The sequence below is a fragment of the Treponema pectinovorum genome, assembly GCF_900497595.1.
Taxonomy (GTDB): domain Bacteria; phylum Spirochaetota; class Spirochaetia; order Treponematales; family Treponemataceae; genus Treponema_D; species Treponema_D pectinovorum.
Genome location: NZ_UFQO01000003.1, coordinates 401,214 through 426,226, shown reverse-complemented (window position 1 = coordinate 426,226; position 25,013 = coordinate 401,214). Strand labels below are relative to the sequence as shown.

Here is a 25,013-nt window from a genome sequence, read left to right as displayed (position 1 = left end):
TTTTTCAGCAAACGCGTTTTATCACAAAAAAACTACACAATGTTAAAAAGATTGAGCAAATCTTTGTTAAAGGCTCGTGTTTTTTCTTTCATCTGCATTAAAAATTCGTTATCAGAAATACTGCCCAAAACTGCACTCATTTCTTCGTCATTTTCAAAAGTGATTTTTCTAAAATCGTCTAAAAAGTCTTTTTCTCTTGAAGTATGCGCCTCTTGCAACATCTCGTTGCTTACAAAAGTTACGTCGTCAATTATGTCGCTAAAAATTTCATCGGTAAAATCGCGAACTTTTTTTGAATAAAGCCTTTCCAAAAGGTAGATTGAATAAGCAGTTTTATATAGCAGATAATTTTTTTCACATTCATCATAAAAATCGTGTACGCTGTTCCAATCACAAATCTCACAATTTTTTATCTTTGCAAAAAGTTCTTGCAATTTTTCTTCTGGCAAAACCTGTCCACCTGCATTCACCCACGCTGTATAAAGAGGAATTTCTTTGATGATTTTTTTTAACTCTTGCCTAGTTATCTGCGTAGAATAAGTCTTGCAATATTCAAGAAGAACAGAACAAGAAAAATATTTTAAAATTTTTCTGTAAGTTTTATATGCGCGAACAGGTTTATGAATTTGAGCCCCATATTTTTTTTGAGATTGCATATCACAAAGAGAAATATCAGCATTTGGATTTTGGTGGAGAAAATCTTTTGCAACCTGCTTTAATTCTTCTTGTGTTTGAATATTTTTTGCTTTTTCATAACCTTGCGATAAAAGATGAGTTCCTGTTAATTCAATTATGCGCTCAATAGCAAATACGACTTCTTGAATGGAATCCGGAGCAAGCGGATCTGTTTCTATGTGCTGAACTTTTACAAATCGCTTATCCCGTTTTGAAAATTTAGTTTTATTCCTCGTTATTGCGTACATATTGTACAAAAACCAATATGCAGGAATTACCGTTATGAATTTTGAATCTCCATTGGATGCAACTAGCGAAAACGGATATTTAATATTCAGTTCGTTTTGATAACTTCCCTTTGAAACCAAAGTAAAACAGGCAAAGCGAGAATTATGTTTAAAATCAGAACACAGTCCTGGCCAAAATCCACGCCCTGCAAACATTTCTCCGTCTGGAGAGCGGCTGTTATGGTTTGAACCTATGGTTGCCCCTGCAGCAATATTGGACTGCCCGCAAACCGTAGAAGCAATCAAAAATGAAGAATTGTGATGCTGTTCGTGGAATGGGAAAATCAAGTTGTTTAAAATTTCGCAGCAACTTACAGTCGAGTTATCGCCAAGCACAGAATTCAGCAATCGCGCTCCGTATTTTAACTGGCAATTTCTTCCTATAACAAAACGAACGGCAACCGCTTGATAAAAAACTTTTGAGCCAAAACCCATAATTCCGTTTACAAGTTCAACCCCTTCTCCAATTTGGCTCGGTTCGTCTGGGCTTGAAAGAACGGTTATATTTTTTAACTTGAAAGCACCTTTTATATAGGAATTTGCCCCCACTTTTACATCTTTTAAAAGCGTTGTGTTTTTTATTACCGCATCATTTTCTACAATTCCAAAAGTGTCCCATTTTTTTGAATTTTTGGCTTCTGTCATTTCCAAAAATCTTTTTTGCAAATCCTTATCGCTTCGGTAACGGCTCCAAATATAAGCGTCCGCAGTTATCATGCTCTCAAAAGGAAGGATTGCACGTTTGTCGTTTTCGTTTGCAACTCCAATCCAAATTCTTGCATTTTCACTTTCTCCTTCTTTTAAAACTCCATTGCCAAATTTTGAATGCTTTGTACAACTCATTTCCTGAATATTGAACAAAATAGAGCGCGAACCTATTTTATAATTAAAAAGATAGGCGACATTTTTAACTACAACATCATCTTCTAAAATACAGTCTTCAACATACGAATCGCAAATTCCACATTCAAGTTCCAAATCGTGAAATTTTAAAGTTGCAGGCAAAAGTCGACCGATTATCAAAAATCCATGAATTTGAGTTCTTTGAAGAAGAGAAGGATTAAAAAGTGCGTCCTCTTTTGGAACATAGATGTTTTTCCAAGCGGAATCTGAGTTGGTGTTCCCATTCGCTTTTAAAATTTGAATTTCTTCTTGTGTTAATAATCTTTTTGATTCCAATATATTTTTTGGTGGGAGTGAAATTTCATCTTCGGTCTTAAATTTTAAAGTTGGCAAAGCAATTCTCCTAGTCGCTGATAATAACTTAAAATTCTAAAAATGTCTTTAGTTATAACCCTGCACAATATTCTGCACAACTCGTTAAAAAAAAAGTTTTATCCTATAATGCTTTACGATGAAAAAAATTATTTCTTTTCTGGCATTTTTTTTGATTTACCTTCCTCTTTTTTCTTTTACAAAAGATGATATAAAAATTTTAACTTTAGAAAACCAGCTCGCCTTGTATTTTTTGCAGGATACAACAACTGCAACTGTAAGACTCGAATTAAACATAGACGCAGGATTTTTTAATCAAACTCCAAAAGATGCAGGATTTTTTTCTTTTTATGCAAAGCTTTTGGGGCTCGAAATCACTCCAGATTCTGTAAAAATCGAAAAAACGGTTGCGCCACCGCAAGTGGAAGATGTTTTAATTCAATTTGAATCTCTTTTTAAAACTTTGCAGATAACCGATAAAAATCTTTCTTTAGAATTAGAAAAAAATAAAAAAGCGATAAGAGAATACTCCTCTTCAACCGCAGGCTTTATAAATTCTGCAATCGACACGAGAATATTTTCATCTTCTCCGTGGCAAAGCGAAAACACGATTATGCCAGAATATTTTTCTTCGGTAAATGTGCAACAAGCAAGGACGATATTTGCCAAAATAAAAAATGTTTACTACGTTCCTGAAAAAACAAAACTTTACATAAGCGGTAACATAACAGAAAAACAGGCTCTAGCCTTGGTGAAAAAATATTTGGGAAAGCTTAAAAACTCTTCATCAGATTTTATGCAAACTAAAGAAGCGGAAACTTTAAAAAATACGGAAGATAAAAGTTTGCAAGATGAAAAGAATCTATCGACCCAAGCGAAAAAATCTTCCAGCGTAAAAAAATATGTTTTAACAGACGAATCACTTTCGCCCGATTTTACACAGGTTGTGCTTCAATACACGAGTTTTTCCAACGACGAAACAGACCTTTTGGCTTCTATTTTTGATAATCCATATTCAACATTTAAAACGCTTCTTTTAAAGCAGAAAAATCTTGCGTTGCGCTCTCCTGATTACATTGGAGTTTCTTCGGCACAGCAAAAAAACTGGAGCAGACTTCTAATTCAAGCGCTGTGCGAAAAATCGAATGTGGGTCCTCTAATACAAGGTGAACTTTTTTTGCAGATGGCAACAGAAAAGCAAAGGGTCTTACAGCAGGAAGTTGATTTTGCATTAAAAGAAATCAATTCAAATTTCGTGCTTACCTGTGATAACTCAACTCTGCTCATGAAAAACCTTGCTTCCTTTAACAGAGCAAACAATGTTTTTGGCGAAGATATGTTTGCAAAAACAGAAAAGCTTTCTTCACTTGATGCACAGTTTTTAAATGAACGCTACGAGAGCCAAGAGCCAGTTTTATTTGTACTTTGCAACACAAAAAACTATGCAAAACATTCAAAAGAATTTGCTCAAAAAGGCTGGATTCACATAAATCAAAAAAACGGAGCCTGGTATCGTTTATCGGAGTATAAGGATTTTGTGCCTTCAAAAAATAAAAATGAAAAATCACTCGAAGACAAAATCGTCTATTCAAATGCAGAAGATTTTAGTTCTGCAAAGCGCTTTATAACAGAAAACCGAGCGCAGTTTTCATCGCTTAAACTAAAAAACGAAATTCCTGTAACACTAAAATCAAATCCTCTTTCAAAAACTGTTGCAATTTCGCTCGCAATAGAAGGCGGAGAACTCTTGTTTGCTCAAAATACTCCGGGCCTCGCGTCTGTTTTAACAAATTCTCTCGCTGCCATCATCCAGAACAGGCTGGATTCTTACTATGCAAACTCCGTTTTTAAAACCAGAGCAACGGTAAAAGCGCAGACAAAAACAGAATATTCAGTTTTAACGGTAAGTTGCAGCAAAGATGATTTTTCTTCCTGTATGCAGGCGATTTTTCAAAGCATAGTTTTTGACGACATAAGCCCTTCGCTCGCAGATTCAATCGCGTACGATTTAAGAAGCCAGTGGAGAATAAAATCTGGCCAGGAAACTTTCCAGCTCCTGTGCGAAGCGGTAAAATCGATATACAAAACTCCGTTCACAAATCTGTACGAAAGTTCAAAAGATATTCCATCGCAAAATTTAGAATACACTCAAATCGCCGCTGCTTATCCTGTTTTGCTCGACTGCACAAGGTTTTCTCTTGTCATAGCGGGCGGAATAAATGCAGATGAGAATTTGCAAAATCTTTTAGATCAAACTTTTGGTTCTCTGCAAACACTTTCAAAAAATCAATCTATAAAATTAAAAATTGAAAAACTTCCACTTTCAAGAACTGCAAAAAGAGTAAAACTTCGCCATCAATTTTTTACAGACGTGAGTGCCGATAAAGCAGGCCCAAGACCTCAGGTTTTAATTCCCACGACGGATTTTTCGGATCCCTTGTTGTTTGTCTTAGATGGACCAAAGACAACTTCCACAGATAGCGCACTTTTTTCTTCGCTTCTGTATCTTTTAGAAAAACGCCTAAAAGAAAAACTGCCTGCTCCACAAAACATAAAAATATTTCCGCCAGACGAAATACTTCCGTACGCAAGAGTGAGCATAACAAAGATAAAGCGCATTGCAGAAACAGAAAAACTTTATAAGGATACTGTTCGCGAGATAATAACAGCACTAGAAAAATCCATAAACAAGGACACGAGTGGTTTTAAAGAACTTGAAAAAGATTCCATATTTTTTGAACTTGAAAATCTCTGGCTTTTAAAAGAACTCGAAGCAACAAGCACGAACGAAGGAACAGCAGAACTCGTCCACCAAGGAATGTTTTTGGAAGATCCTTTGCTCTATCTTCAAAAATACGAAGCTGTAAGCAGTGCACAAGCGGAAGACTATTATCTTATAGCAAAATCATATCTAGAAAGCACAAAAATATTAAAGATTTATTCTGCCGACTCAAAACGATAATTTTACGCCTTGATAACCGCATCAAAAAAAACATCAGTTTTTTCCATCGGAATATTTTTTACAATCTGTAGCGGATAGCAAAATCCAACTGTAAAAACTTTAAGTCCAGCGGCCTTTAAACGCGAAATATAAATATCATAAAAGCCTTTGCCCTTTCCAAGCCTTGCTCCATTTTCAGTAAATGCAAGCCCAGGAACAACAATCAAAATCTTTTTATCACGCAAAACCTCAGAAGAAATTTCAATTTTTTTTAGGCTTTCATTTGGCTCTAAAATTCCAAAAGAACCTTTGCTCAACTGCGTCAAAATAGGTTTGGATTTCACAAGAAGATAAAAATCCATCTCACTCGTTCCTTCATATATTTTAGGAACAAAAACTTCTTTTCCTTCGTTCCAAGCAATTTCTTTTAACGCAAAATCGTCAATTTCGTTTCCATAGGGAACATACAAAAAAACAAAATCCGCTTCTTTAAAATATTTTTGGCTTGCAAGTTTTTCCACCGCAATTTTAGAAAACGCTTGCCTTAAAGTTTTATCTGAATATTCAGTTTTTAGAATTTCTTTAATTTTTGAACGCAAGATTTTTTTTTCTTCACAAATTGTCATCTTAAAAATTATAGCATAAAATCTTTCTATGAATGTCGATATCTTACTCGCAATTTTTGCTGCCCTTACAATATTGCTCGGACTTGTGGGCTGCGTTTATCCGCTTTTACCGGGAGTTCCGCTTGCTTGGCTGGGACTCTTAATTTCGCACTTTTGCAGATACACAAAAACTTCCATCCCAGTTTTAATCATAACACTCTTGCTTACAATAGTCGTAACCGTTTTAGACTTTATCTTGCAACCATATCTTACAAAACGTTCAGGCGGAAGCAAAAAAGCAGTCATGGGTGCAACAATCGGACTTTTCGCTTCACTTTTTTTCGGCCCACTTTTTATCATATTAGGTCCATTTTTAGGCGCCTTTATCGGCGAACTCCTTACAAATCCTGGCGATGCAGACCGCGCCCTAAAAGCTGCCGCAGGTTCATTCGTAGGCTTTTTGCTCGGTAGCGGAATAAAAATGATTTGCGTAATCGCATTTATATGGATTTTTTGTTTTAATTTTTTTATATAATCACAAGTTTAATCAGAAAAATTTGGGCGGCTTTTTGCTCCACGTCGTTTCGCAAAAATCAGGCTTTCCAAGGTTCCGCTATCGCTGCATTGGCTACGCCAACGCCTTCGGCGCCCTTCCAATCCTTGCCGCACAAGGAGGTGCGGCCTACAATAAATGCTGACAGTTTTGCAAAAACTGTCCGTTTAATAAAAACACGGAGGTTTTTATTAAAACGCATCCTTGCCGCAGAAGTTTTTTGCAAAAATCGGCTTTGGAATTGTTGACATAAAAGTCGTTTTTTTATAGTATTAACTCACGTTCTAAAACGTATATGGTTCCTTAGCTCAGTCGGTAGAGCAACGGACTGTTAATCCGTGTGTCGCTGGTTCAAGCCCAGCAGGAGCCGCTACCTGATACAATTTGTATCAGGTTTTTTTATTTTAAAATTAAAACTAAAAACCATATTTTGCGAATTTTCATCATCAATCTTGTAAAATCTTATAACAAACAAAACTATGATTTTTGTCTTATCGAAATTGCCTTTGCACTGTCCAAGGCGTATTTTAATCCAACGCTAAACCACAACGGAAAAAGTGAAAGGTACATTTTAATTCCCGTTTTTCCACCGCGGGCAAACCACGCTTTTTTTAGCAAACCCCAAATTTTAAACACCGCAGGAATAAAATTTATAAACATAGAAACGCTCAATGCAAATTTAGCTTCTTTTTTCACTGGCAGAAATTTTCGGACAAAAATTTCTAAGGTTTCAATTCCTTCTTTAATTTCAAGCGAAGTCGAAGTTTTAAACATCAGAGAGGCACTTTGATTGCACGCAAAAAATTTTACAACAAGCGCAAATGTCTTTTCATCTAAAAACGCTTTTTTAATTGACCGAACAAAATTTTCCAAAATAGGAAATTCTTTAAAACCTACAAAAATAAACGAAAACACGTTTATTAAATACATAAAAACCGCATACCAGATTACAGGCGTTAAATCCTTTATCTGCTCATAAATCGTAAATTTCAAAAAGAAAAAAAGCAAAAATTGCAAAATTATAAAAACGCAGGCAAAGCGAAAATCAAAACTAAAAATCAAAATATTAAAAAGCGGGATAAAAATCAGTTTTACAAAAGCTGGAATTTTATGAAAAAAAGAATAACCGGCTTTGTAGCTAAATGCTGAATAATTTTGCATAACTACCACACCAAATCAGAAAGTTTTGAATAGGAATTGAGCGGATTTCGGATGTTCCAGTTTTCAAGATTTTGTTTTAAGCCTTCATCTGCACTTCCGTCAAAAACTTTTTTTCCTCGGAACAAAATTATAAAACGGTCTGCAAGTGCAAGGCATTTTTCAATTTCGTGAGTAAGGATTATTAAAGTCTTTTTCTGTGAATGAAGTTTTTTTATGAGCGCATTCACCTGCTTTACACCACTGTAATCCAAATTCGCATAAGGCTCGTCAAAAATTAAAATTGGATTTTCCATGGCAAGCATACACGCAACAGCAAGACGGCGTTTTTCGCCACCAGATAAAAACCTTGCAGGATAGTCAGCTTTTAAAGTCAAGCCGACCTCTTCCAAAGCATTTTCCACCGCTTTTTTTATCTGCTCTTTTGATTTTTTTTGATTTTTAGGGCCAAAGGCGATGTCTTCTCGCGGAGTTTCACCGAGTATTTGCGTGTCCGCTTCTTGAAAAACAAGCCCAACGTTTGCAGATTTATAAATTTTCCCAGAATCGCAATTTTCTAACCCTGAAATTATGTTCATCAAAACACTTTTTCCAGAGCCATTTTCGCCGCCTATGACTGTTACGCTGCCTTCTTCCAAAGAAAAACTCACTTTATCTAAAGCGAGTTTTTTTTCTTCACAAGTAAAATATGCTTTGCTTACAGAATCAACTTCAAGAGCGTTCATCGTTTTTCTTTTCGTCGTAGAGATAGAGTGCTACTACAGGGCGAATTTTCAATGAAATGAGAATTACAAAAACAGCTTTTAAAAAATCTACAAATAAAAAAGGTGCAAAAAATGCAGTAAAGAAAAGTTTTAAAGCTCCGCCAACTCCAAGTTCACCACTTTTAAAACCTACAACGTAAAATATTTCAGGAAAATAAAGCAAAAGCATTCCGACAAAAACCGCAACGCAAAGCCTTATAACGCTTTTTACAGAAAGATGTTTTTCACTTAAAGCTGGCCTGCCTGCGATTAAAGACGCAACAAAAGCACCCAATACCCAGCCAATTCTAAAACCGCCGTTTATATTCATCAAAACCTGAAATCCGCCCTGTCCGCCAGAAAAAATCGGAAGTCCTAAAACACCAACAACAAAAAATAAAGTTGTAGGTGCTGCACCTAAAAAACCACCAAGCAAAACTGCGGTCATTATGCAAACCGCATTTTGAATAACTATTCCGCTTACGAGCCCCGGAATTGGAATTCTAAAAAAACTTGTAGCACAAATTATTGCAGCAAAAAATGCAACTACAGCAGAACGAAAAATTTTCTTGTCCATTTTAAATGTAAACCTCTTTTTATAAAATAATGGTTTACATTTTAATAATTTAGGATAGATTGTCAACCGATTTTATTTTATAATGAAGTTTACATATAAGTGCGATGGGATCAAAAATCATTTACGGAAAATTGATAGACTCTAAAGGAAGATGTGTCCACTATGGAACAGAATTGGACATAATTGCAAACAAGTGTTCCAGATGCAACAAATTTTACGCCTGCTATAAATGCCACGACGAATGCGAAAATCATAAATTTGAACCTGTACAAAAGGAAGAAAAAGGCAGCGTAATGTGCGGAGTTTGCAAAAAGACTTTCAGTTACAGCGAATATTCAAATTTTTGTTTTTGCCCGAGATGCAAAAGCAATTTTAATCCAAGATGTGCTCTGCACAAAGACATATATTCAAAATAGTTGCAAAATATTTTTAAATAACGGATATAAAAAAAGACTGCTCAAAATGGAAGCAGCCTTTTCAATTTACTTTGCTAAAGATTTTAAAAGATCGTGATTTGCACGAATTCTCTTTGCATTTTTCTTGGTATTAGCCTTGATAGTTTTATTCCAGCGCAGTGGTCTAATTCTTCTTGCAAGTCTCATTACGACACCTCATTGATAGATTTTGATTTGCCATTATAGCAGAAAAAATAAAATCTTCGCAAGGCAACCATCGTTTTTAAGAATAGAATTCCTGCTTTATGATGTTAAAAATTTCTCTGTCGTGGCTATCAAAATTATACAAAGCTTCTTTTTCAAAACAGAGAAGTTTCGTTTTTCCTTCTTCTTTAAAATACGGCATGAATTTAGTGCAACCATTTTCAAAATAAAGCCAACTCAAAAGATAAACGAACATTCCTCCATCGGTATAAATCGTTTTTTGTGCTAGCGGTGAAGAAATTTCAATTTTTGAAATAAAAGTCGTGCGCTGTGAATCAAGGGCATCTTCGCTTTTTTCGTTTAATTCCATCACCTGTTCGTAAAGTTTATAAGAAGCAAGCAAAGACTGTTCATCCTTATCAATTCCTTTCGCTCTCCCGGAATTTTTCCCCAAGGATTCAAACGGCGACTTATATATTTTATAAGTAGAAATAATATTTTTTTTGAACCGTTCTTCCCTTTGTAAAATTTCTTCCTGCAAATAAGAAGTTGTAGAAGGATTTTTTTCTCGTTCCTTTATATTTGCGCTGTTAAATCGCCTTAATTTTTCAGAAAAAGCGCTTATCGCATTCGTTATGTTTTTACTTTCGGACATTTTTTCCTCTTATAGCACATTTTACATAGTATAATTGATTCTATAATTTTTTTACAAAAATTTTATACACAGGAGAATTCTATGAAAAAATTATTTGCACTGGCTCTAAGCACTTTGTTTTTGACTTTGACTTTTGCACAGGAGAAAGTTTATCTCTGGTCGAAAAAGACAGGACCTGGTTCGCAGGATTTAAAAATTGAACAGACAGTTGTTGAACGCGGTGGTGGCAATGTTTACGACAGGGCGATTTTAGGAGTTACTCAGCCTTATTTTGAAGTTCATAAACCGACAACAGTAAATCAATTCAATAAAACAGGGATTTTGATAATTCCTGGAGGCGCATACCAAAGGGTTGTTTACGATAAAGAGGGCTTGGATTACGCAAAAGGTTATAATGAAGCGGGATTTTCCTGTTTTATCCTGGTTTACAGAACTCCAAACGACAATCACAAAGACAAAGAAACAGTTCCCCTTGCCGACGCTCAAAGAGCAATCAGGCTTATAAAAGAGAGAGCCGAAGAATTTGGTGTGGATTCAAATAAGATTGGAGTTATGGGGTCTTCTGCTGGCGGACATCTTGCAGCAACTCTTTCTACTCGCTGGACAGACGAAGTATACAAAATGCAGGATAAAGCGGATAAACAAAAAGACGGTTCGTGGACAGACGCAAGACCTGCGTTTCAACTTTTGATGTATCCAGTTATAACGATGCAAGAAAAAATCGCACACGAAGGAAGCAGAAAGGCTTTGCTAGGAAATTCTCCAGACCAAAATATGCAGGATTTTTTTTCCTGCGAAAAACTCGTAACAGACAAGACCCCTATCGCTTGGCTTTGTGCTGCAGTAAACGATAAATCCGTAAATCCAGAAAACAATTTGATACCGTATTGGACAGCCTTAAAAAAAGCAAATGTTCAATCAGAATTACACATCTTTCCTGCAAGCGGACACGGTTTTGGCATAAGGGGAGCTTCTGGCACTGCTCGCCAATGGCAAAATCTTTCGATAGAGTGGCTTAAAACCTATGTAAAATAAAAATTTGGGGACTTAGTTCCCCAAAACCATCCTGTCGTTCAACTCGCCTGCTGCTCCAAATTTTTCAAGCAAATCTTCAACCTTAAGATTTTTCTTTTCTTCACCACGCACATCATAGATTATTCGACCTTTCATCATCATTATAAGGCGATTTCCATATTGAATTGCGTGACGCATATTGTGTGTAACCATAAATGTTGTAAGCCTATCCTTTTCAACAAATTTCTCTGTAAGATCTAAAACGCGAGTTGCAGTTTTTGGATCTAGTGCTGCGGTATGTTCATCCAAAAGTAAAAGCTTCGGTTTTTGGAGAGTTGCCATCAAAAGTGTTAGAGCCTGCCTTTGACCTCCAGAAAGAAGACCAACCTTGCTTTTCATGCGAGTTTCAAGGTCTAAGTCTAAAAGAGCAAGTTTTTCACGATAAAGTTCTCGCTCACTGTTTTTAATTCCCCATGCAAGAGTTCGGTTTTTTCCTCGGCGCAATGCCATGGCAAGATTTTCTTCAATTTCCATATTTGAGGCAGTTCCCAGCATGGGATCCTGAAAAACTCTGCCCAAATATTTCGCCCTGCGAAATTCTGGCATACAAGTTATATCTATTCCATTCAATTCAATTGAACCTGTATCGCAAGTGTAAACTCCTGCTATCAAATTCAATAAGGTGGATTTTCCTGCCCCATTTCCGCCAATGACAGTTACAAAATCGCCATCTTCAAGATTTAAATCTATTCCAAGAAGTGCTTTTTTTTCAGTTATCGTTCCTGGATTAAAAGTTTTTGTTACATTCGTTATTTTAAGCATTTTATTTTCCTCAGGCTTTTTTTGAGTAAACTTTGCCAGAAAGGCGAGAACTGTGCTGTTTTATTATTGGAATAGCAAGTGCAATCGTGATGATGATAGAAGTCAAAAGTTTTAAATCGCTGGATTTTAACCCAAGCTGAAGAACAACTGCAATAACTATGCGATAAACGATTGAACCAAAAATTACAGACATCAGCGTAAACCAAAATGGAAGTTTTTTTGAAAATTTACCAAAAATCGCCTCGCCCAAAACTATAGAAGCAAGACCGATTACCAGCGTTCCAGTTCCCATTCCAACGTCGCCATAACCTTGGCTCTGTGCAACCAAAGCCCCGCTCAATGCTATAAGTCCGTTAGAAAGCATTAGACCTAAAATTTTAATTTTGTCTGTATCTACGCCCATTGCACGAACCATGTTTGCATTGTTTCCAGTTGCGCGTAAGCAAGAACCAATCTCTGTTCCACAAAACCAATATAAAACCACAATTAGAACCGCACAAAACAAAATTCCAGTTAAAAGAGAAGCCATATTAGGACTCATTTTTGGGAATAGATTTTGAAGTTGATTCATAACAGTTGTCGCTCCAATCAAAGGTGTATTTGACCTTCCCATTATGCGTATGTTAACGGAATACAAAGCCGTCATAGAAAGTATTCCCGCCAAAAGTTCTTGAATCTTCAATTTCGTGTGCAAAAATCCAGTAACGCCACCTGCCAAAAGTCCAGTTAAAAAAGCGGCAAAAAGCGCAATATATGGATTAAAATTCTGCATAACCATAACGGCACAAACAGAACCACCTAACGCAAAACTTCCGTCGCAAGTCATATCCGCAATATTTAAAATCCTAAAAGTGAGATAAACTCCCAAAGTCATAACTGCCCATAAAACGCCCTGAGCAACAGCGCCGTGCATCGCTAAAAAGATACTAAAAATATTCATAGCCTTTCATTATAACTTTTAACTGTCGTCTTTCAAGGCTTAAAATGACTAAGAATTTGTAAAAAACATGGATAGAACAATCTTTTTGCAGTAAAATACTATTGATATGTCAGTAAGAAAAGACGGAAAATTGAGACTCTCATTTAAGTTGACAATTTCTTTCTGTATTGCGTTTTCTGCCATAGTTTTGGTTTACACCCAAAAAAAGAACTACGCTTACAAAAGAGAGCGTTGTCAAATATTGACTGTAACAGCTGCCACAATGTTCCAGTCCGACATGAAAAAAAGCATTTACATCAACGATGTAATCTCCACCTTACTCATAGAAACAGACGGAAATATTTCTAAATTCGAAAAAATAATTGAAAAAATCATTTTAAATAATCCTTCAATAGAGCGCATTCAACTTGCACCCAAAGGCATAATTACGGATTCTTTTCCTCCATCTGTTTACGATAAAAAAGGGAAAAATATGTTTGAAAGCCCTATTACAAAAGAAAGTTCAAACAAATCCATGAACACAAGAGAAGCGTATCTATTAGGACCTATAACTTTTGACAGCGGAAAAATAATTCTAATTTCTGGTAAGCCAATTTTTTTAGAATCAAAAAACGATGCGGAATCTTTTTGGGGATTTTCGATAATTCATTTGGGAGTTTCAAATCTTTTTTCAAAAGCATCTCTGGAATTTTTAAATAATTCTGGTTATGCATACAGCCTTTGGCGAGCAGACCCAAAAACAGGAACCATTCAATATATCGCAAAAAACACAACGACGAGCATAAAAAATCCGTGCGAAACAGTATTTGCAGTTGCCGATACCTGGTGGACACTTTCTACGGCACCAAAAGATGGCTGGATAAATCCAAGGTTTATGATTTTTGAAATTCTTGTGGCGCTTATCCTTTCTATTTCAATTTCGTTTGGCACTGTTTTTGTATTAAGCATAAAAGATAGAGAAGCTGTACTAGAAAACCTTTCTTACCGCGACTCACTGACAAATCTCTACAATTCTAGAAAATTTCTGATGACTTTGCGCGATTTAAGCAAAACTCAAAAACCATACACGCTTATATACATGGATTTAAATGGTTTTAAAAACATAAACGACACTTTAGGTCACGAAGCTGGTGACAAAGTTCTTATAATTGTTGCAAGAAGGCTTTGCAACTGCATAAAAGAAAATGATGCAGCATTTAGAATTGGAGGAGATGAATTTACAATAATTTTACAAGGTGCAAACAGTTCAAAATTTATAGAAGATATAATACAAAGAATAAGAACTTCAATCGGGAGAGAAATAGTCCTCGATACTACAAGATTAAAAATGCAATGCAGCGCAGGATATTCACGCTGCCCTGACGAAAGCAGAGATTTTGAAGAACTTATAAAGATTGCCGACAAAAATATGTATCTCGATAAAAAACGTTTTGCAAACAAAAGGAATGAAGATGGAAAAAATACTGATAGTGGAAGATGACGAGGGAATTTCAGACTTTGTAAATGCAGAACTAAAACACGAAGGATACACAACTTGCACCGCTTTTGACGGAAGAAGTGCTTTAGAAGAATTTGAAAAACAAAAACCAGATTTAATTATTTTAGATGTGATGCTGCCAGAATTGAGTGGTCTTGAAGTTTTGCGACGCATAAGAAAAGTTTCTTCTGTTCCTGTTATTATGGTAACGGCAAGGGGCGAAACTTACGACAAAGTAAACGGCTTAAACGCAGGGGCGGACGATTACATCCCAAAACCTTTTGAAATAGAAGAGCTGCTTGCAAGAATGAATGCGGTTTTAAGAAGAGCAACAGGGCAATCATCAAAAACTGCCATTTTAAAAAACGGAAATTTAGAATTAAACAGCGACAACATGAAAGTTTTGCTGTGTGAAAAAGAATTGAATCTTTCAAAAACAGAATATCTAATGCTAAAATTTTTTATGGAAAATAAAGAAAAAGTTATGAGCCGCTCGCAAATAATAGATGCAATTTGGGGAAAAGGACATTTTATAGACGAAAACACTATAGATGTTTACGTTGGCTATTTGCGCTCAAAAATTGACCAGAATGAAGGCCTTGAATACATAAAGACGATTCGTGGTTATGGCTACATGATGGTGTGCATAAATTAAAAATATGATAAAAAACAATTCCGTTGTATTTAGGCTCTCAGTAAAGTTTGCTTCGGTACTCGCGCTTACAGTTCTTTCGATTATATTCATATTTTTTTTAATTTTGAGATTTTTTAACAGAAAGCAAGAACTTGTTGGATTTATGCGAAATGCAAATATGATTGAACGCGCACTAGTTTCTGAAGACATAGATTTTTTAGACAGAAAACTTTCGGAAATACCATTTTTCATATCTTACGTGATATACGAAAATTCTTCTGGTTTTATACTTCGCGAAAAAAATAACAGGCTTGGAATATTAAATGAAACTGGCGGAAAACCCATTTCGCTAATCGCAAGGCGACAAAATTCTTCTGAACCTTTGCAGATTATCTACATAACAAAAAGGTGCATTTTATCCGACGGAAAGATATTTATCATACAACTCGCGCAAAACACAAACATACAGGCAGGAAATCGTTTTATTTTAAATATGCTTTCGTGGCTTGCAATCTCTTCAATTCCTGTCCTTCTAATATCTTTTTTAATTTCTATTTACATGACAAAAAGCACTTTGCTTCCTGTTGTAAAAATCACGAATGCCGCCGCTTCTATAAGTTCCACAAATCTCGACAAGAGACTTCCTGAATCTGGCAAAAAAGATGAATTAGACAATTTGGCAAAGACGTTTAACACACTTTTTTCAAAGTTAAAAACCGATTTTGAGCGCGAACGCAGTTTTACGAGCAATGTTAGTCATGAATTAAAGACTCCACTTGCCGTCATTTTGGGGCAAGCAAATCTTTTAAGGCGGTGGGGAAAAAACGACTCTGAACAGCTTGAAAAATCGCTCGGCATAATTATTCAAGAAACAAATTCGATGCAATCCATAATAAAAAATCTTCTTCAACTGGGAACTTTAGAAAACAAAAAAATTGAATTGAATATAAAAGCAATCGATATAAATTTGTTTTTTAAAAGGCTCAAAGAAGAATTTAAATCCGTAAATCCCAACTGCGTAATAAAATTTTCTCAAGACGTTTTACGGCAAATATGCACAGACGAGGAACTTTTACATCAAGTTTTCGTTTGCGTAATATCAAACAGCATCAAATTCGTAAAAGAAAACCCAAAAATACATTTGCGCTGCATTCAAGATGATAAAAAAAACATTTTTGAAATAGACGACAATGGACAAGGTTTTAACAAAGAAGTTTTACCTCATGTTTTTGAGCGATTCTATAGAGGAGACTCTAGCCATAACAGAGCCGTCGGTGGCAGCGGACTTGGTTTGAGCATAGCTCAGGCTATTGTAGAAGAAGCTTTAAACGGAAAAATTGAATGTGGGAATTCGGCAAACGGTGGAGCGTTGGTAAAAATCACCTTGATCCAAAAATAATTTATGCTTTACCTTACACGATTCATAAAAAACTTCAACAAAAAAAAATAGAATTGGATAAAAATAGCATCCAATTCTATCACATTAAAAAATAAGTTTTTTGCTGATTAAGAAAAATTAAAGATTTTCTGGCAATTTTAATCCAAGAACCATTTCTGTTTCAACATTTTTATAGAAATTGTATTTATCTACATATTGAATTGGCATATTTGCAGGATTTGCACTTCCAGTTAAAATCTCTACAGCCATTTTTGCAGTTTGCTTTCCAAGTTCATAGTAATCTACGCCGTATGTACAAAGCCCACCAGATTTTACCATGCCTTCTTCGCCACAAATTGTTGGAATTTTATTTTGATTTGCAACCATTGCAACTGTTGCTATTCCAGCGGCAAGCATATTGTCGGTAGGAATGTAAATTGCATCGACTTTTCCAACAAGGCTCTGCGTTACCTGCTGAATTTCATTAGAATTGGAAACCGAACCTTCAATAAAGGAAAGTCCTTGAGAGTGACAAGCTTTTTTTGCCAAATCTATCTGAAAAATGGAATTTTGCTCGCTTGAGCAATACATCAAACCTATGGTTTTTGCAGACGGCAAAATTTCCTTTAGTAGTTTTATCTGTGCTTCAACTGGAGTAAGGTCAGAAGTACCAGAAACATTTGTTTCAGGCATTTTGTTTGATTTTACGAGTTTTGCAGATTCAGGATCTGTTATAGCAGAAACTAAAATTGGAATATTCTTTGTGAGATTTGCAACTGCTTGAGCCGCTGGAGTTGCAATGGCAAAAATCAAATCATCTTTGTCGTTTATAAGTTTGTTCGCAATAGTAACACAGTTTCCCTGATCACCTTGAGCATTGTGAATATCAATAACTATGTTTTTACCGTTTACATACCCTGCTTCTGCAAGGCCATCTATAAAACCTCGACAATTTTTATCCAAAGCAGGATGTTCAATCAACTGTATAATGCCAACTTTGGTGTTAATAGTTTGCTCAACCGTTTTTTTTGTGCAACCTGCAATGGCGGTTATTGCTAAAGCGATTGCTCCAATTTTAAGAGCGATTTTTTTCATTTCCTCTCCCCAAAAAAGTTTTAAATTTTTTATATTGCTGTTTTTAGAACAACTTTTATTTTGTCTGCAACGCAGAATTTGTTTTGGATTATACATTTTTTTTAATATAACTTCAAATTATATTTACAATAACAAGCCCATTAGATTTTTCTAAAATAGACTTTGCAAAGTTTTGTGAATCCGATTTTGCAATCATTCCATAGGCTTTTACATTTTCAAAAAACTCCTGCTTAAAATCGTACAGACTCCAGTTTTCAAATTCTTTTTTTAACGATTGAAATATCGAATAGTCAGCAGTAAAAGAAAATTTTGATTTTTCGATGAGTTCTTCAAACTCGCTCGCATCCAGACACGCTTTTGCACAGTCAGAATATGCGTGAACAAGTCCGCCTGTTCCAAGCAAAACTCCGCCAAACCATCTGGTTACGGTGAGCAAAACATTCGTAAGTTTTCGCCCCTTTAGTAAATCTAAAATCGGTCTGCCCGCAGTTCCGCCAGGTTCTCCGTCATCGCTCATTCCCATGATTTCTGCGTTTTTTCCAATTATAAAAGCATGGCAAACATGAGTTGAGTCAGAATATTTTTGTTTTTGAGATTTTAATACTGAACGAACTTTTAAAGCATCTTCTACAAAAAAAATTTCACCCAAAAAACGAGAGCCTTTTATCGTGATTTCTTTAGGAGCCGCTTTTAAAAGGATTTTCATTCAGTCTCGCTTTGTTCAGCCGAAAGTTCTTCGGATTCTAATTCATCTTTAGTCTTTTTGTTGCTATGAAGAAAATCATCATAAAAAACAGGAATAGAAAGAAACATGAGCGAAAGCGATTTATAGATGCTTACGAAATACAAAAAATTAAAAACAAGGGCAAGAAGTTTTAAAGCCGAAGCATTTTTATCGCTGGAAAGAAAAGCCGAAATAAAAAAATAAAAAATAGCACGCAAAAGATAAAATCCGCCTGATTGAAAAACAAAAACAAAGAGCCTTCCACCCTGTTTAAAAACAAGTTTTATGCTTTGCTTTGCAAAATAAAAAACCGATTTTTTAGGATTGTCATAACAAAAATTATTTATAAAAATCAAAAAATAGAGAAAAACACAAAGAACCAAAAGTAAAACAACGAGAACTGCAATTATTTGACCATCTTCGCCAATTTTTTGAATAAAAGATTCTAGCGCAGGAATATCACTTTTTAAAAGAAATCTAAGTGTAAAATGAATAGCAACGCTTACTATCGCCACAAGAACAGTATAAAGGAGCGAAACTGGAGCAAATCTTTTAAACTTATGGAAAGCGTAAAAAAGATAGCCGATTGTAAAATATTCCTGTCGAACCATTCGCAAAAGCATTATCGAAAAGCCGCTGTGTATCATAAACCACAAAAATACGCCCAAAAAAAGAAGTGCGTAAGCCAAAATTTTTGAATAAATGGCTAAATCGGTTTTGTTAAAAAGCCACAATGCTGGAGTGGCGAACGCAAATGAAATAAAAGATTCAAGTACGACAATCAAAAAAAGGGAAAAAAATACCTTTGAAAGATTTTTTCTTGCTATCGCCTTTAAGGTTTTAAGATTTTTTTTATTTTTCACTTTAATTAAATAACTCCATCTGTGCGCCGTCTACTTTAACCGAATCAACTTCCTTTGTACACAATCTAACGCCCAAAGTTTTTAAGCCTTTTTCTTCAAAATCACCAGCTTTAAATTTCTCTTCTAAGATTTTAATCCGTGGCTTTTTTTCGTAATTGAGCGTGAACGAGAATTTTTCTCTTGTATCTATGTGCAAAACTTCCATTCCGTCTGGAGCGATAAAATAATCCCTGTTCATTATCCAGCTGATTATTCTGCATCGCTTTATATAGCAAAATTTTGTTTCAGGATCGCGGAATATAACCGTAAACAAAATCTTATTGATAATCTCTTTATCCGCAACTTCGCAAAAAAAGAGTTCTTTATCGACAAACATTTTTTGAGGAACATCGCAAACCGTATACATTCCATTGCGTCTCATCACGAGAATTCTGTCAAACGCAGAAACCTTGCGCAATTCCTGACCACCAGAAACCGCAGTTCCAAGATAGCCTTTTTCGTCGTAACGCAGGCTTAAATCCGATTTTGCAACCGCTTTTACATCGACAGCAGAAAAGCTCTTTATCTGTGTTTTTCGTTCCAAGAGCGCAGGCGAAAATGAATTGAACTTTTCGAGCATTGTTTCAAGATAACCGATTGCACAAGCCGTTAAATTCTTTAAAAGTTTTACAATCTCTTTTAAACGTGCATTTATCGCCTGAACTTCTGCACGATTTTTATTTATGTCGTAAAGCGAGATTCTCCTTATAGGAATTTGCAAAAGATGTTCTACATCTTCATCTGTAATCTCTCGCACAAGCTCATCTTTAAAAGGAACAAATCCCTTGTAAACAGCTTTTGTAACATCTTCCTGAGTTTTTTTCGTTTCTATAGATTTATAAATTCGCTCTTCTATAAAAATCCTCTCAAGCGTGCGGATGTGCAATTTTTCGGTGAGTTGGGAACGCTCGTATTCAAGCTCGTCTTTTATTATGAGAGTCAATTTTTTTGAATAAAAGTCGATGATTTGAGTCGCAGTCATCGAAACCGGCATATTGTCTTTTATCACAAGCATTTGACATGAAATTGTCTTTTCGCAGTCGGTGTAGGCATAAAGAGAATCCACAACGTCGTTTGCATAAACTCCCCTCGGAAGTTTTATTTCGATACAACAGTGGTCGGTCGTAAAGTTATCTACAGAACTTATTTTGATTTTGCCTGCCTTATAAGCGTTGTCGATTGATGTCAAAAGGTCTTTTGCGTTTGTATCCAAAGGAAGTTCGGTGATGATAATTTTCTTCTCATCGCTTGTGTCAAACTTTGCGCGAGTTATTATTTTTCCATTTCCGTCGTTGTAAGAAGAAACATCAATCAAACCGCCTGTAGACGAATCTGGATAGATTTGGAATTTTTCGCCTTTTAAACATTTTATTTCCGCTTGCAAAACTTCTTTTATATTGTATGGAAGAATTTTTGTGCTCATTCCAACCGCAATACCTTCCGCGCCCATAATCAAAACCAGAGGAATTTTTGCGCGATAGACTTCTGGCTCTTTGTCGCGACCGTCATAATTTGGAATATAATGCGTTATGTTGGGATTTATAACCAGAAAATCTTTTGCAAGAGGATGAACACGACTTTCTATATAACGACCAGCAGAAGGACCGTCGCCTGTAAATTTATTCCCAAAGTTACCCTGTTTTTCTATAAAGATTTCTTTGTTTGCAAGATTTACAAGCGCTCCGTAAATAGAAGCATCGCCATGAGGATGATACTTCATCGTTCGCCCAACTATAAAACTCACCTTCTGAAAATATCCGTCATCAACTTCAAAAAGAGTGTGCATGATTCGCCTTTGAACAGGTTTTAATCCGTCTTCCAAATCTGGAATCGCTCTGTCGCGAATTACATAAGAAGCGTATTCAATAAAATTTTTATCAAAAAGATTTTTTACAAATGCCATTTTTCCCTCTATTATGAGTGCTTTTTTTATACGTCGATTTCTGAATTTGACAAAAGGTGCTGTTCAATAAAACTTCGCCTTTCTGGAGTATTTTTGCCCATGTAAAATGCGAGCAGTTCAGGAATCAGTTTTAATTGACTCACTTCAACTGGAGTTAAATGCATCGTTTCGGGGGCAATAAACTGCCTAAATTCCGAAGGATTTATCTCTCCCAAACCTTTAAAGCGACTGGTTTCGCAATTTTTGCCCAATTTTTGCTGCGCTTTATCTCGTTCAAGTTCTGAATAACAATATATATTTTCTTTTTTTGTACGTACCCTAAAAAGTGGAGTTTCCAAAATCCAAACGCGGCCATTGGTCACCAGTTCTTCAAAATATCCAAGAAAAAACGTTAAAACGAGATTCCTGATATGGAAACCGTCGTTATCGGCATCGGTTGCAATTACAATCTTTGAATATTTTAGATTTTCGACAGAAGTTTCAATTCCAAGTGCCATCATCAACTGATAAAGCTCATCGTTTTTATAAATATCGGTCTGTTTTTTGCCGTACATATTTTCTGGCTTTCCGCGAAGAGAAAAAATCGCCTGAAAATTTGCATCGCGACTGTGGGTCATAACGCCAGACGCGGAATTTCCTTCCGTAATAAAAATCATGGAATTTTCGCCTTTGGTTCCGTCTTCCAAATGAAAACGACAATCGTCGAGTTTTGGGATTCGAATGCTAACCTTTTTTGCCGCTTCTTTTGCTTCTTTTTTTACAAGGCTCAACTCGGTACGCAATTTTTCGTTGGCTTCAATCTTTTTTTGCAGCATTTCCGCCGCTTTTGGATTTTTATGCAGCCAGTCATCTAGCCCAGACTGAACTTCGCCAACAATCCACGCTCTTATATCGGTGTTGCCAAGTTTATTTTTTGTCTGGCTTTCAAATATAGGGTCTTTTACCTTTACTAAAACCGCCGCCGTAATTCCTTCTCTTATATCTTCCGACTTATAATTTTCCTGAAAAAACTCGTTAACACCCTTTATAAAGCCTTCTTTAAATGCCGCAAGATGAGTTCCGCCGTCGCTCGTGTATTGTCCGTTTACAAAAGAAAAATAATTTTCGCCATACGCATTTGTATGACTAAACGCAAACTGAAGATGAGCGCCTGTGTACGAGCCGATAGGATATATCGTGTCGGAATCCAACTCTTTTTGCAAAAGGTCTAAAAGTCCATTTTGACTTTCAAAAATCTGCCCGTTAAGAGAGAGTTTTAGCCCCGTGTTCAGATAAGCATAATTCCAGAGTCGCCTTTCAACAAACTCCATGTTAAACGAATATTTGCCAAAAATTTCTTCATCTGGAACAAATTCAAAATAAGTTCCGTTCTTCATCGGCTTTGGGAGTTTTATGTTTTTCTTTTCAGAAATCAATTTGCCGCGTTCAAAAATCGCCTCTGTTGCATGTCCGTCGCGAATCGCAATAACCTTAAAAAATGAAGAAAGCGCATTTACTGCCTTGGTGCCAACGCCGTTCATTCCGACAGAAAATTGAAAAACATCGTCGTTGTATTTTGCACCGGTGTTAATCTGACTCACGCATTCAACAACCTTGCCCAAAGGAATTCCACGCCCATAGTCGCGAACTTTAACCCTGTTGTCCATTATCTGAATATCGATTCTCTCTCCAAAACCAACTATAAACTCGTCAATCGAATTGTCTATTATCTCTTTTAAAAGCACATAGATGCCGTCGTTTTGATTAGAGCCGTCGCCAAGCCGACCGATGTACATACCAGAGCGCAAGCGGATATGCTCCAGTGCGTCCAAGTGTTTAATTTGAGAATCGTCGTATGCGGCAAGCTTTTTCCCATCATTTTTAAGCGAAGGGTCTATCGATTTTGCATGAGCGAGATTTTTTGCCGCCTGCTCAGCAGTGGTTCCGCGTTTTACAGGAGTTTTTTCTTCAACCTTTTTAGGAGTAGCCTTTGTCTTAGCGTTGTCCCACGCTCTAAAAGTTCCAGTTTCATCAATGCCTGCAACAGGCTTTTTAGATTTAGATTTTTTTTCTTTTGATTTTTCAACCGATTTTTTATCGCCAGCCGTTTTTGTGGCACTCTTTTTAGCAGCAGGTTTTTCCGCCACCTTGGCATTCAATTCTGATTTTCCACCCATAAGACTACTATAATGGGATTTTTGCGATGTCTCAAGGCTTAGGGCAAATCTGCAAAGCAGACCGCGCTTTTCGGGGCTACGCCTTACGGCTTCGACCAAACGCAAGCATAAAAATCAGATTTTCAATTTTTTTGCAAAAAGCAGCCAGTTAAAATTTTTGCCACTGCTTGCGTTTGTTTTCGCTTGCGCTCACCCCTACAATCGCTTTTGCTTTTGTCCTTGCAAGGGGCAACATATAATACAACACATAAAAACTATTTTTTAATTTTGAGCGAATTCAAGAATTCTTTTTTATCTGAATCAATTCTAAAACTCTCTCTTGCTTTTTGTATCGCTTTGTTGTGAGTCCACCTGTCGAGTTTTTTCTTTTGCAAAAAATCAAGAGCACAATCCCACTGTTTAACAAGAGCATCCGCAAAAAGCCAAGCCCTCATCATATTCACATAGTATTCAGAACTTTGAATGTCGCAAACCCAATCAAGGTATTCGCTTTTAAAATCTTCTTCAAGAAATTCTTTTTTAAGAAAAAGCATCGCAATTCGCATAGTGTAAGGCTTTTCGCTTAAAATCCACTCGCGAATTTTTAAAATAAGCTTTTCGTGATTTTGCTTTAGAATTTTAGAATCCATGCTATCGCTTACAGCCCAATTATCGATAAAAGGGAAAAAAGCCTCGCAAGCACGCACCCATTCGTCAAAGTCTTCGATTTTAGAAATAAAAACAGAATGCAAAAAATTCTCTTCAAAAAAAGAATGTGGCAATTCGTTCATAAAACCGCTGACTTCGTCATTTGCAGACAAAGAAATTTCTTTGACAATTTTTTTGTACATAGGAGTTCTAACCCCAATAAACAATTCGCGAGGAACATTGGGGATGAGTTTTGCATTAAAATCTGCAATTTTAGAATCTTGGTACTTGTAAAGGGTTTCTAGAATTCTTTTCATGAGAGCATTTTAGCACGGATTTTAAAGGAGCGATTGGATTTTATTGAAGAGTTTTTTACATATCAAATATATTTGCATGTGGATTTATTCTAAGCAGAGATAAGATGTAAATATCATTTGTTTCCGCTTTTTTATAGACTAACAGCAAATCTGGATGAACATGACATTCTCGAAATCCCTCATAATTTCCGTGCAGTGCATGGTCTTTAAATCTTTTTTCAAGGATTTCATCATTTTGGAGTTTTAATACAATATTGCGAGTATCTTGTATTTCTTTTTTATTTAACTTTTTGATGTCAGTCTTAAAACTTTTTGTAATATGAAGTTCACGCTTCATTTTTCAATCTCTTGTAAAAAATCATCAAAACTTGAGTATGTATCATATTCACCGTTTTTTAGCTCTTCAATAGCAACATCAATAGACTTTTTAGCAGGATGTGGCCGAGTAAGCAAAAAATCTACAAAATCTATAACTTCCTGCTGATACTGTGCTGGCAATAATTCTATTTTTTTTTCTAAAGTATCATACGGCATTGCATTCTCCATGAAAAATTGACCTTTTTATAGCAAATTTATGTTGTTCTGTGCCTATTTTAGCATGAAATATCAAAAAATGCTGGTAATAAAAAAGCTCCCTGCACTAGCGCTGGGAGCCCCGTAAGTTCTGGCGAGCATATATGCGAGCCAGAATGTAGCGACAGCGAAAGGGCGGACATAGCGACCCTTTGCACTGTGTTTAATTGCAATATCAAAACAAAAACTTGAATAACAACAATCTTTTTTGCACTTGGAATAAATTCTAAGTGCAAAGGGTAGTGCCCTACAAGTTCTGTTTTTAAATATTGCTACTCTGCATGGCAAGAAGAACAGCCCCCGCCGCAACCGCATCCGCAGCCACAAGACGATTTGCCCTTTTTCTTGTTTACAATCAATTTTATGATTATTGAAGCAACTATAAGCACCAATACTGCGCTTATAACGATTGTTCCTATCATAAACAGCCTCCTATATTTGAA

24 protein-coding genes and 1 tRNA gene are annotated in these 25,013 nt (G+C 35.9%); 8 read left to right on the top strand and 17 right to left on the bottom strand.

The window, feature by feature from the left end:
- Positions 1-32 precede the first annotated feature (32 nt).
- The gene (locus tag FXX65_RS06470) at positions 33-2,198 is read right to left on the bottom strand and encodes a DUF4954 family protein (protein ID WP_147615592.1); all 2,166 of its coding nucleotides are present in this window, start codon (positions 2,196-2,198) and stop codon (positions 33-35) included.
- Positions 2,199-2,316: 118 nt separating this feature from the next.
- Here FXX65_RS06470 and FXX65_RS06465 point away from each other — a divergent pair, with 118 nt between their 5' ends.
- A complete protein-coding gene (locus tag FXX65_RS06465; RefSeq protein ID WP_147615591.1) occupies positions 2,317-5,139 on the top strand; it encodes an insulinase family protein in 2,823 nt (940 codons plus the stop codon).
- 2 nt (positions 5,140-5,141) lie between these two features.
- Here the strand turns inward: FXX65_RS06465 and FXX65_RS06460 are convergent, their stop codons facing one another.
- On the bottom strand, positions 5,142-5,744 hold the full coding sequence (locus FXX65_RS06460) for a 5-formyltetrahydrofolate cyclo-ligase (protein WP_147615590.1): 603 nt from the start codon (positions 5,742-5,744) through the stop codon (positions 5,142-5,144).
- A 28-nt stretch (positions 5,745-5,772) separates the two neighbouring features.
- On the opposite strand from FXX65_RS06460, the gene FXX65_RS06455 reads away from it, so the two are divergent.
- Together FXX65_RS06455 and FXX65_RS06450 are read left to right on the top strand one after the other, a co-directional pair.
- Positions 5,773-6,258, top strand: coding sequence for a DUF456 domain-containing protein (locus FXX65_RS06455; RefSeq protein WP_147615589.1), 486 nt, complete (start codon positions 5,773-5,775; stop codon positions 6,256-6,258).
- A 315-nt stretch (positions 6,259-6,573) separates the two neighbouring features.
- Positions 6,574-6,646, top strand: a tRNA-Asn gene (locus FXX65_RS06450).
- 107 nt (positions 6,647-6,753) lie between these two features.
- On the opposite strand, the gene FXX65_RS06445 is transcribed toward FXX65_RS06450, so the two are convergent.
- Genes FXX65_RS06445 through FXX65_RS06435 form a run of 3 tightly spaced genes read right to left on the bottom strand, consistent with a single transcriptional unit; the run spans position 6,754 to position 8,754 of the window.
- Positions 6,754-7,437, bottom strand: coding sequence for a hypothetical protein (locus FXX65_RS06445; protein ID WP_147615588.1), 684 nt, complete (start codon positions 7,435-7,437; stop codon positions 6,754-6,756).
- Between the two features lie 2 nt (positions 7,438-7,439).
- The gene (locus FXX65_RS06440; protein WP_147615587.1) at positions 7,440-8,159 is read right to left on the bottom strand and encodes an energy-coupling factor ABC transporter ATP-binding protein; all 720 of its coding nucleotides are present in this window, start codon (positions 8,157-8,159) and stop codon (positions 7,440-7,442) included.
- Positions 8,146-8,754, bottom strand: a complete 609-nt coding sequence (locus tag FXX65_RS06435; protein ID WP_147615586.1) for a biotin transporter BioY — start codon at positions 8,752-8,754, stop codon at positions 8,146-8,148. Before FXX65_RS06435 ends, FXX65_RS06440 begins: the two co-directional genes overlap by 14 nt.
- A 104-nt stretch (positions 8,755-8,858) precedes the next feature.
- Between FXX65_RS06435 and FXX65_RS06430 the strand changes: the two genes are divergently transcribed.
- Positions 8,859-9,170 (top strand): CHY zinc finger protein, encoded by a 312-nt coding sequence (locus FXX65_RS06430; protein ID WP_147615585.1) that lies wholly within the window; start codon positions 8,859-8,861, stop codon positions 9,168-9,170.
- Between the two features lie 262 nt (positions 9,171-9,432).
- Here FXX65_RS06430 and FXX65_RS06425 read toward each other — a convergent pair whose 3' ends face one another.
- On the bottom strand, positions 9,433-10,008 hold the full coding sequence (locus tag FXX65_RS06425) for a hypothetical protein (RefSeq protein WP_147615584.1): 576 nt from the start codon (positions 10,006-10,008) through the stop codon (positions 9,433-9,435).
- Positions 10,009-10,089: 81 nt separating this feature from the next.
- Here FXX65_RS06425 and FXX65_RS06420 point away from each other — a divergent pair, with 81 nt between their 5' ends.
- Entirely contained in the window at positions 10,090-11,043 is a 954-nt protein-coding gene (locus FXX65_RS06420) for an alpha/beta hydrolase (protein ID WP_147615583.1), read from the top strand.
- Between the two features lie 12 nt (positions 11,044-11,055).
- On the opposite strand, the gene FXX65_RS06415 is transcribed toward FXX65_RS06420, so the two are convergent.
- Positions 11,056-11,844: an ABC transporter ATP-binding protein gene (locus FXX65_RS06415; RefSeq protein ID WP_147612872.1), complete on the bottom strand. Its 789-nt coding sequence runs from the start codon at positions 11,842-11,844 to the stop codon at positions 11,056-11,058.
- A gap of 10 nt (positions 11,845-11,854) precedes the next feature.
- Positions 11,855-12,784, bottom strand: a complete 930-nt coding sequence (locus FXX65_RS06410; protein WP_187116233.1) for an ABC transporter permease — start codon at positions 12,782-12,784, stop codon at positions 11,855-11,857.
- Between the two features lie 106 nt (positions 12,785-12,890).
- Between FXX65_RS06410 and FXX65_RS06405 the strand changes: the two genes are divergently transcribed.
- Genes FXX65_RS06405 through FXX65_RS06395 form a run of 3 tightly spaced genes read left to right on the top strand, consistent with a single transcriptional unit; the run spans position 12,891 to position 16,294 of the window.
- On the top strand, positions 12,891-14,264 hold the full coding sequence (locus FXX65_RS06405; protein ID WP_147615582.1) for a sensor domain-containing diguanylate cyclase: 1,374 nt from the start codon (positions 12,891-12,893) through the stop codon (positions 14,262-14,264).
- Positions 14,236-14,916: a response regulator transcription factor gene (locus FXX65_RS06400; RefSeq protein ID WP_147615581.1), complete on the top strand. Its 681-nt coding sequence runs from the start codon at positions 14,236-14,238 to the stop codon at positions 14,914-14,916. Before FXX65_RS06405 ends, FXX65_RS06400 begins: the two co-directional genes overlap by 29 nt.
- Positions 14,917-14,920: 4 nt before the next feature.
- Positions 14,921-16,294, top strand: coding sequence for a sensor histidine kinase (locus FXX65_RS06395; RefSeq protein WP_147615580.1), 1,374 nt, complete (start codon positions 14,921-14,923; stop codon positions 16,292-16,294).
- A gap of 117 nt (positions 16,295-16,411) precedes the next feature.
- Here FXX65_RS06395 and FXX65_RS06390 read toward each other — a convergent pair whose 3' ends face one another.
- The 9 genes from FXX65_RS06390 to FXX65_RS06350 all read right to left on the bottom strand — a co-directional run bounded on the left by FXX65_RS06390 (position 16,412) and on the right by FXX65_RS06350 (position 24,992).
- Positions 16,412-17,368 carry an ABC transporter substrate-binding protein gene (locus tag FXX65_RS06390; RefSeq protein ID WP_147615579.1) on the bottom strand — a complete coding sequence of 319 codons (957 nt, stop codon included), beginning with the start codon at positions 17,366-17,368 and terminating at the stop codon, positions 16,412-16,414.
- A gap of 112 nt (positions 17,369-17,480) precedes the next feature.
- A complete protein-coding gene (locus FXX65_RS06385; protein WP_147615578.1) occupies positions 17,481-18,074 on the bottom strand; it encodes an IMPACT family protein in 594 nt (197 codons plus the stop codon).
- Complete coding sequence (locus FXX65_RS06380; RefSeq protein ID WP_147615577.1) at positions 18,071-18,955, bottom strand: hypothetical protein; 885 nt, start codon at positions 18,953-18,955, stop codon at positions 18,071-18,073. Before FXX65_RS06380 ends, FXX65_RS06385 begins: the two co-directional genes overlap by 4 nt.
- Before the next feature lies 1 nt (position 18,956).
- A complete protein-coding gene (locus FXX65_RS06375; protein WP_147615576.1) occupies positions 18,957-20,897 on the bottom strand; it encodes a DNA topoisomerase IV subunit A in 1,941 nt (646 codons plus the stop codon).
- A gap of 26 nt (positions 20,898-20,923) precedes the next feature.
- A complete protein-coding gene (locus FXX65_RS06370) occupies positions 20,924-23,053 on the bottom strand; it encodes a toprim domain-containing protein (protein WP_147615575.1) in 2,130 nt (709 codons plus the stop codon).
- Positions 23,054-23,307: 254 nt separating this feature from the next.
- Positions 23,308-23,997 carry a DNA alkylation repair protein gene (locus tag FXX65_RS06365; protein WP_147615574.1) on the bottom strand — a complete coding sequence of 230 codons (690 nt, stop codon included), beginning with the start codon at positions 23,995-23,997 and terminating at the stop codon, positions 23,308-23,310.
- Between the two features lie 55 nt (positions 23,998-24,052).
- Entirely contained in the window at positions 24,053-24,334 is a 282-nt protein-coding gene (locus FXX65_RS06360) for a type II toxin-antitoxin system YafQ family toxin (RefSeq protein ID WP_147615573.1), read from the bottom strand.
- Positions 24,331-24,531, bottom strand: coding sequence for a DUF2281 domain-containing protein (locus FXX65_RS06355; RefSeq protein WP_187107376.1), 201 nt, complete (start codon positions 24,529-24,531; stop codon positions 24,331-24,333). The genes FXX65_RS06360 and FXX65_RS06355 overlap by 4 nt, the downstream gene beginning before the upstream one ends.
- Positions 24,532-24,842: 311 nt before the next feature.
- The gene (locus tag FXX65_RS06350) at positions 24,843-24,992 is read right to left on the bottom strand and encodes a FeoB-associated Cys-rich membrane protein (protein ID WP_147615572.1); all 150 of its coding nucleotides are present in this window, start codon (positions 24,990-24,992) and stop codon (positions 24,843-24,845) included.
- Positions 24,993-25,013 lie beyond the last annotated feature (21 nt).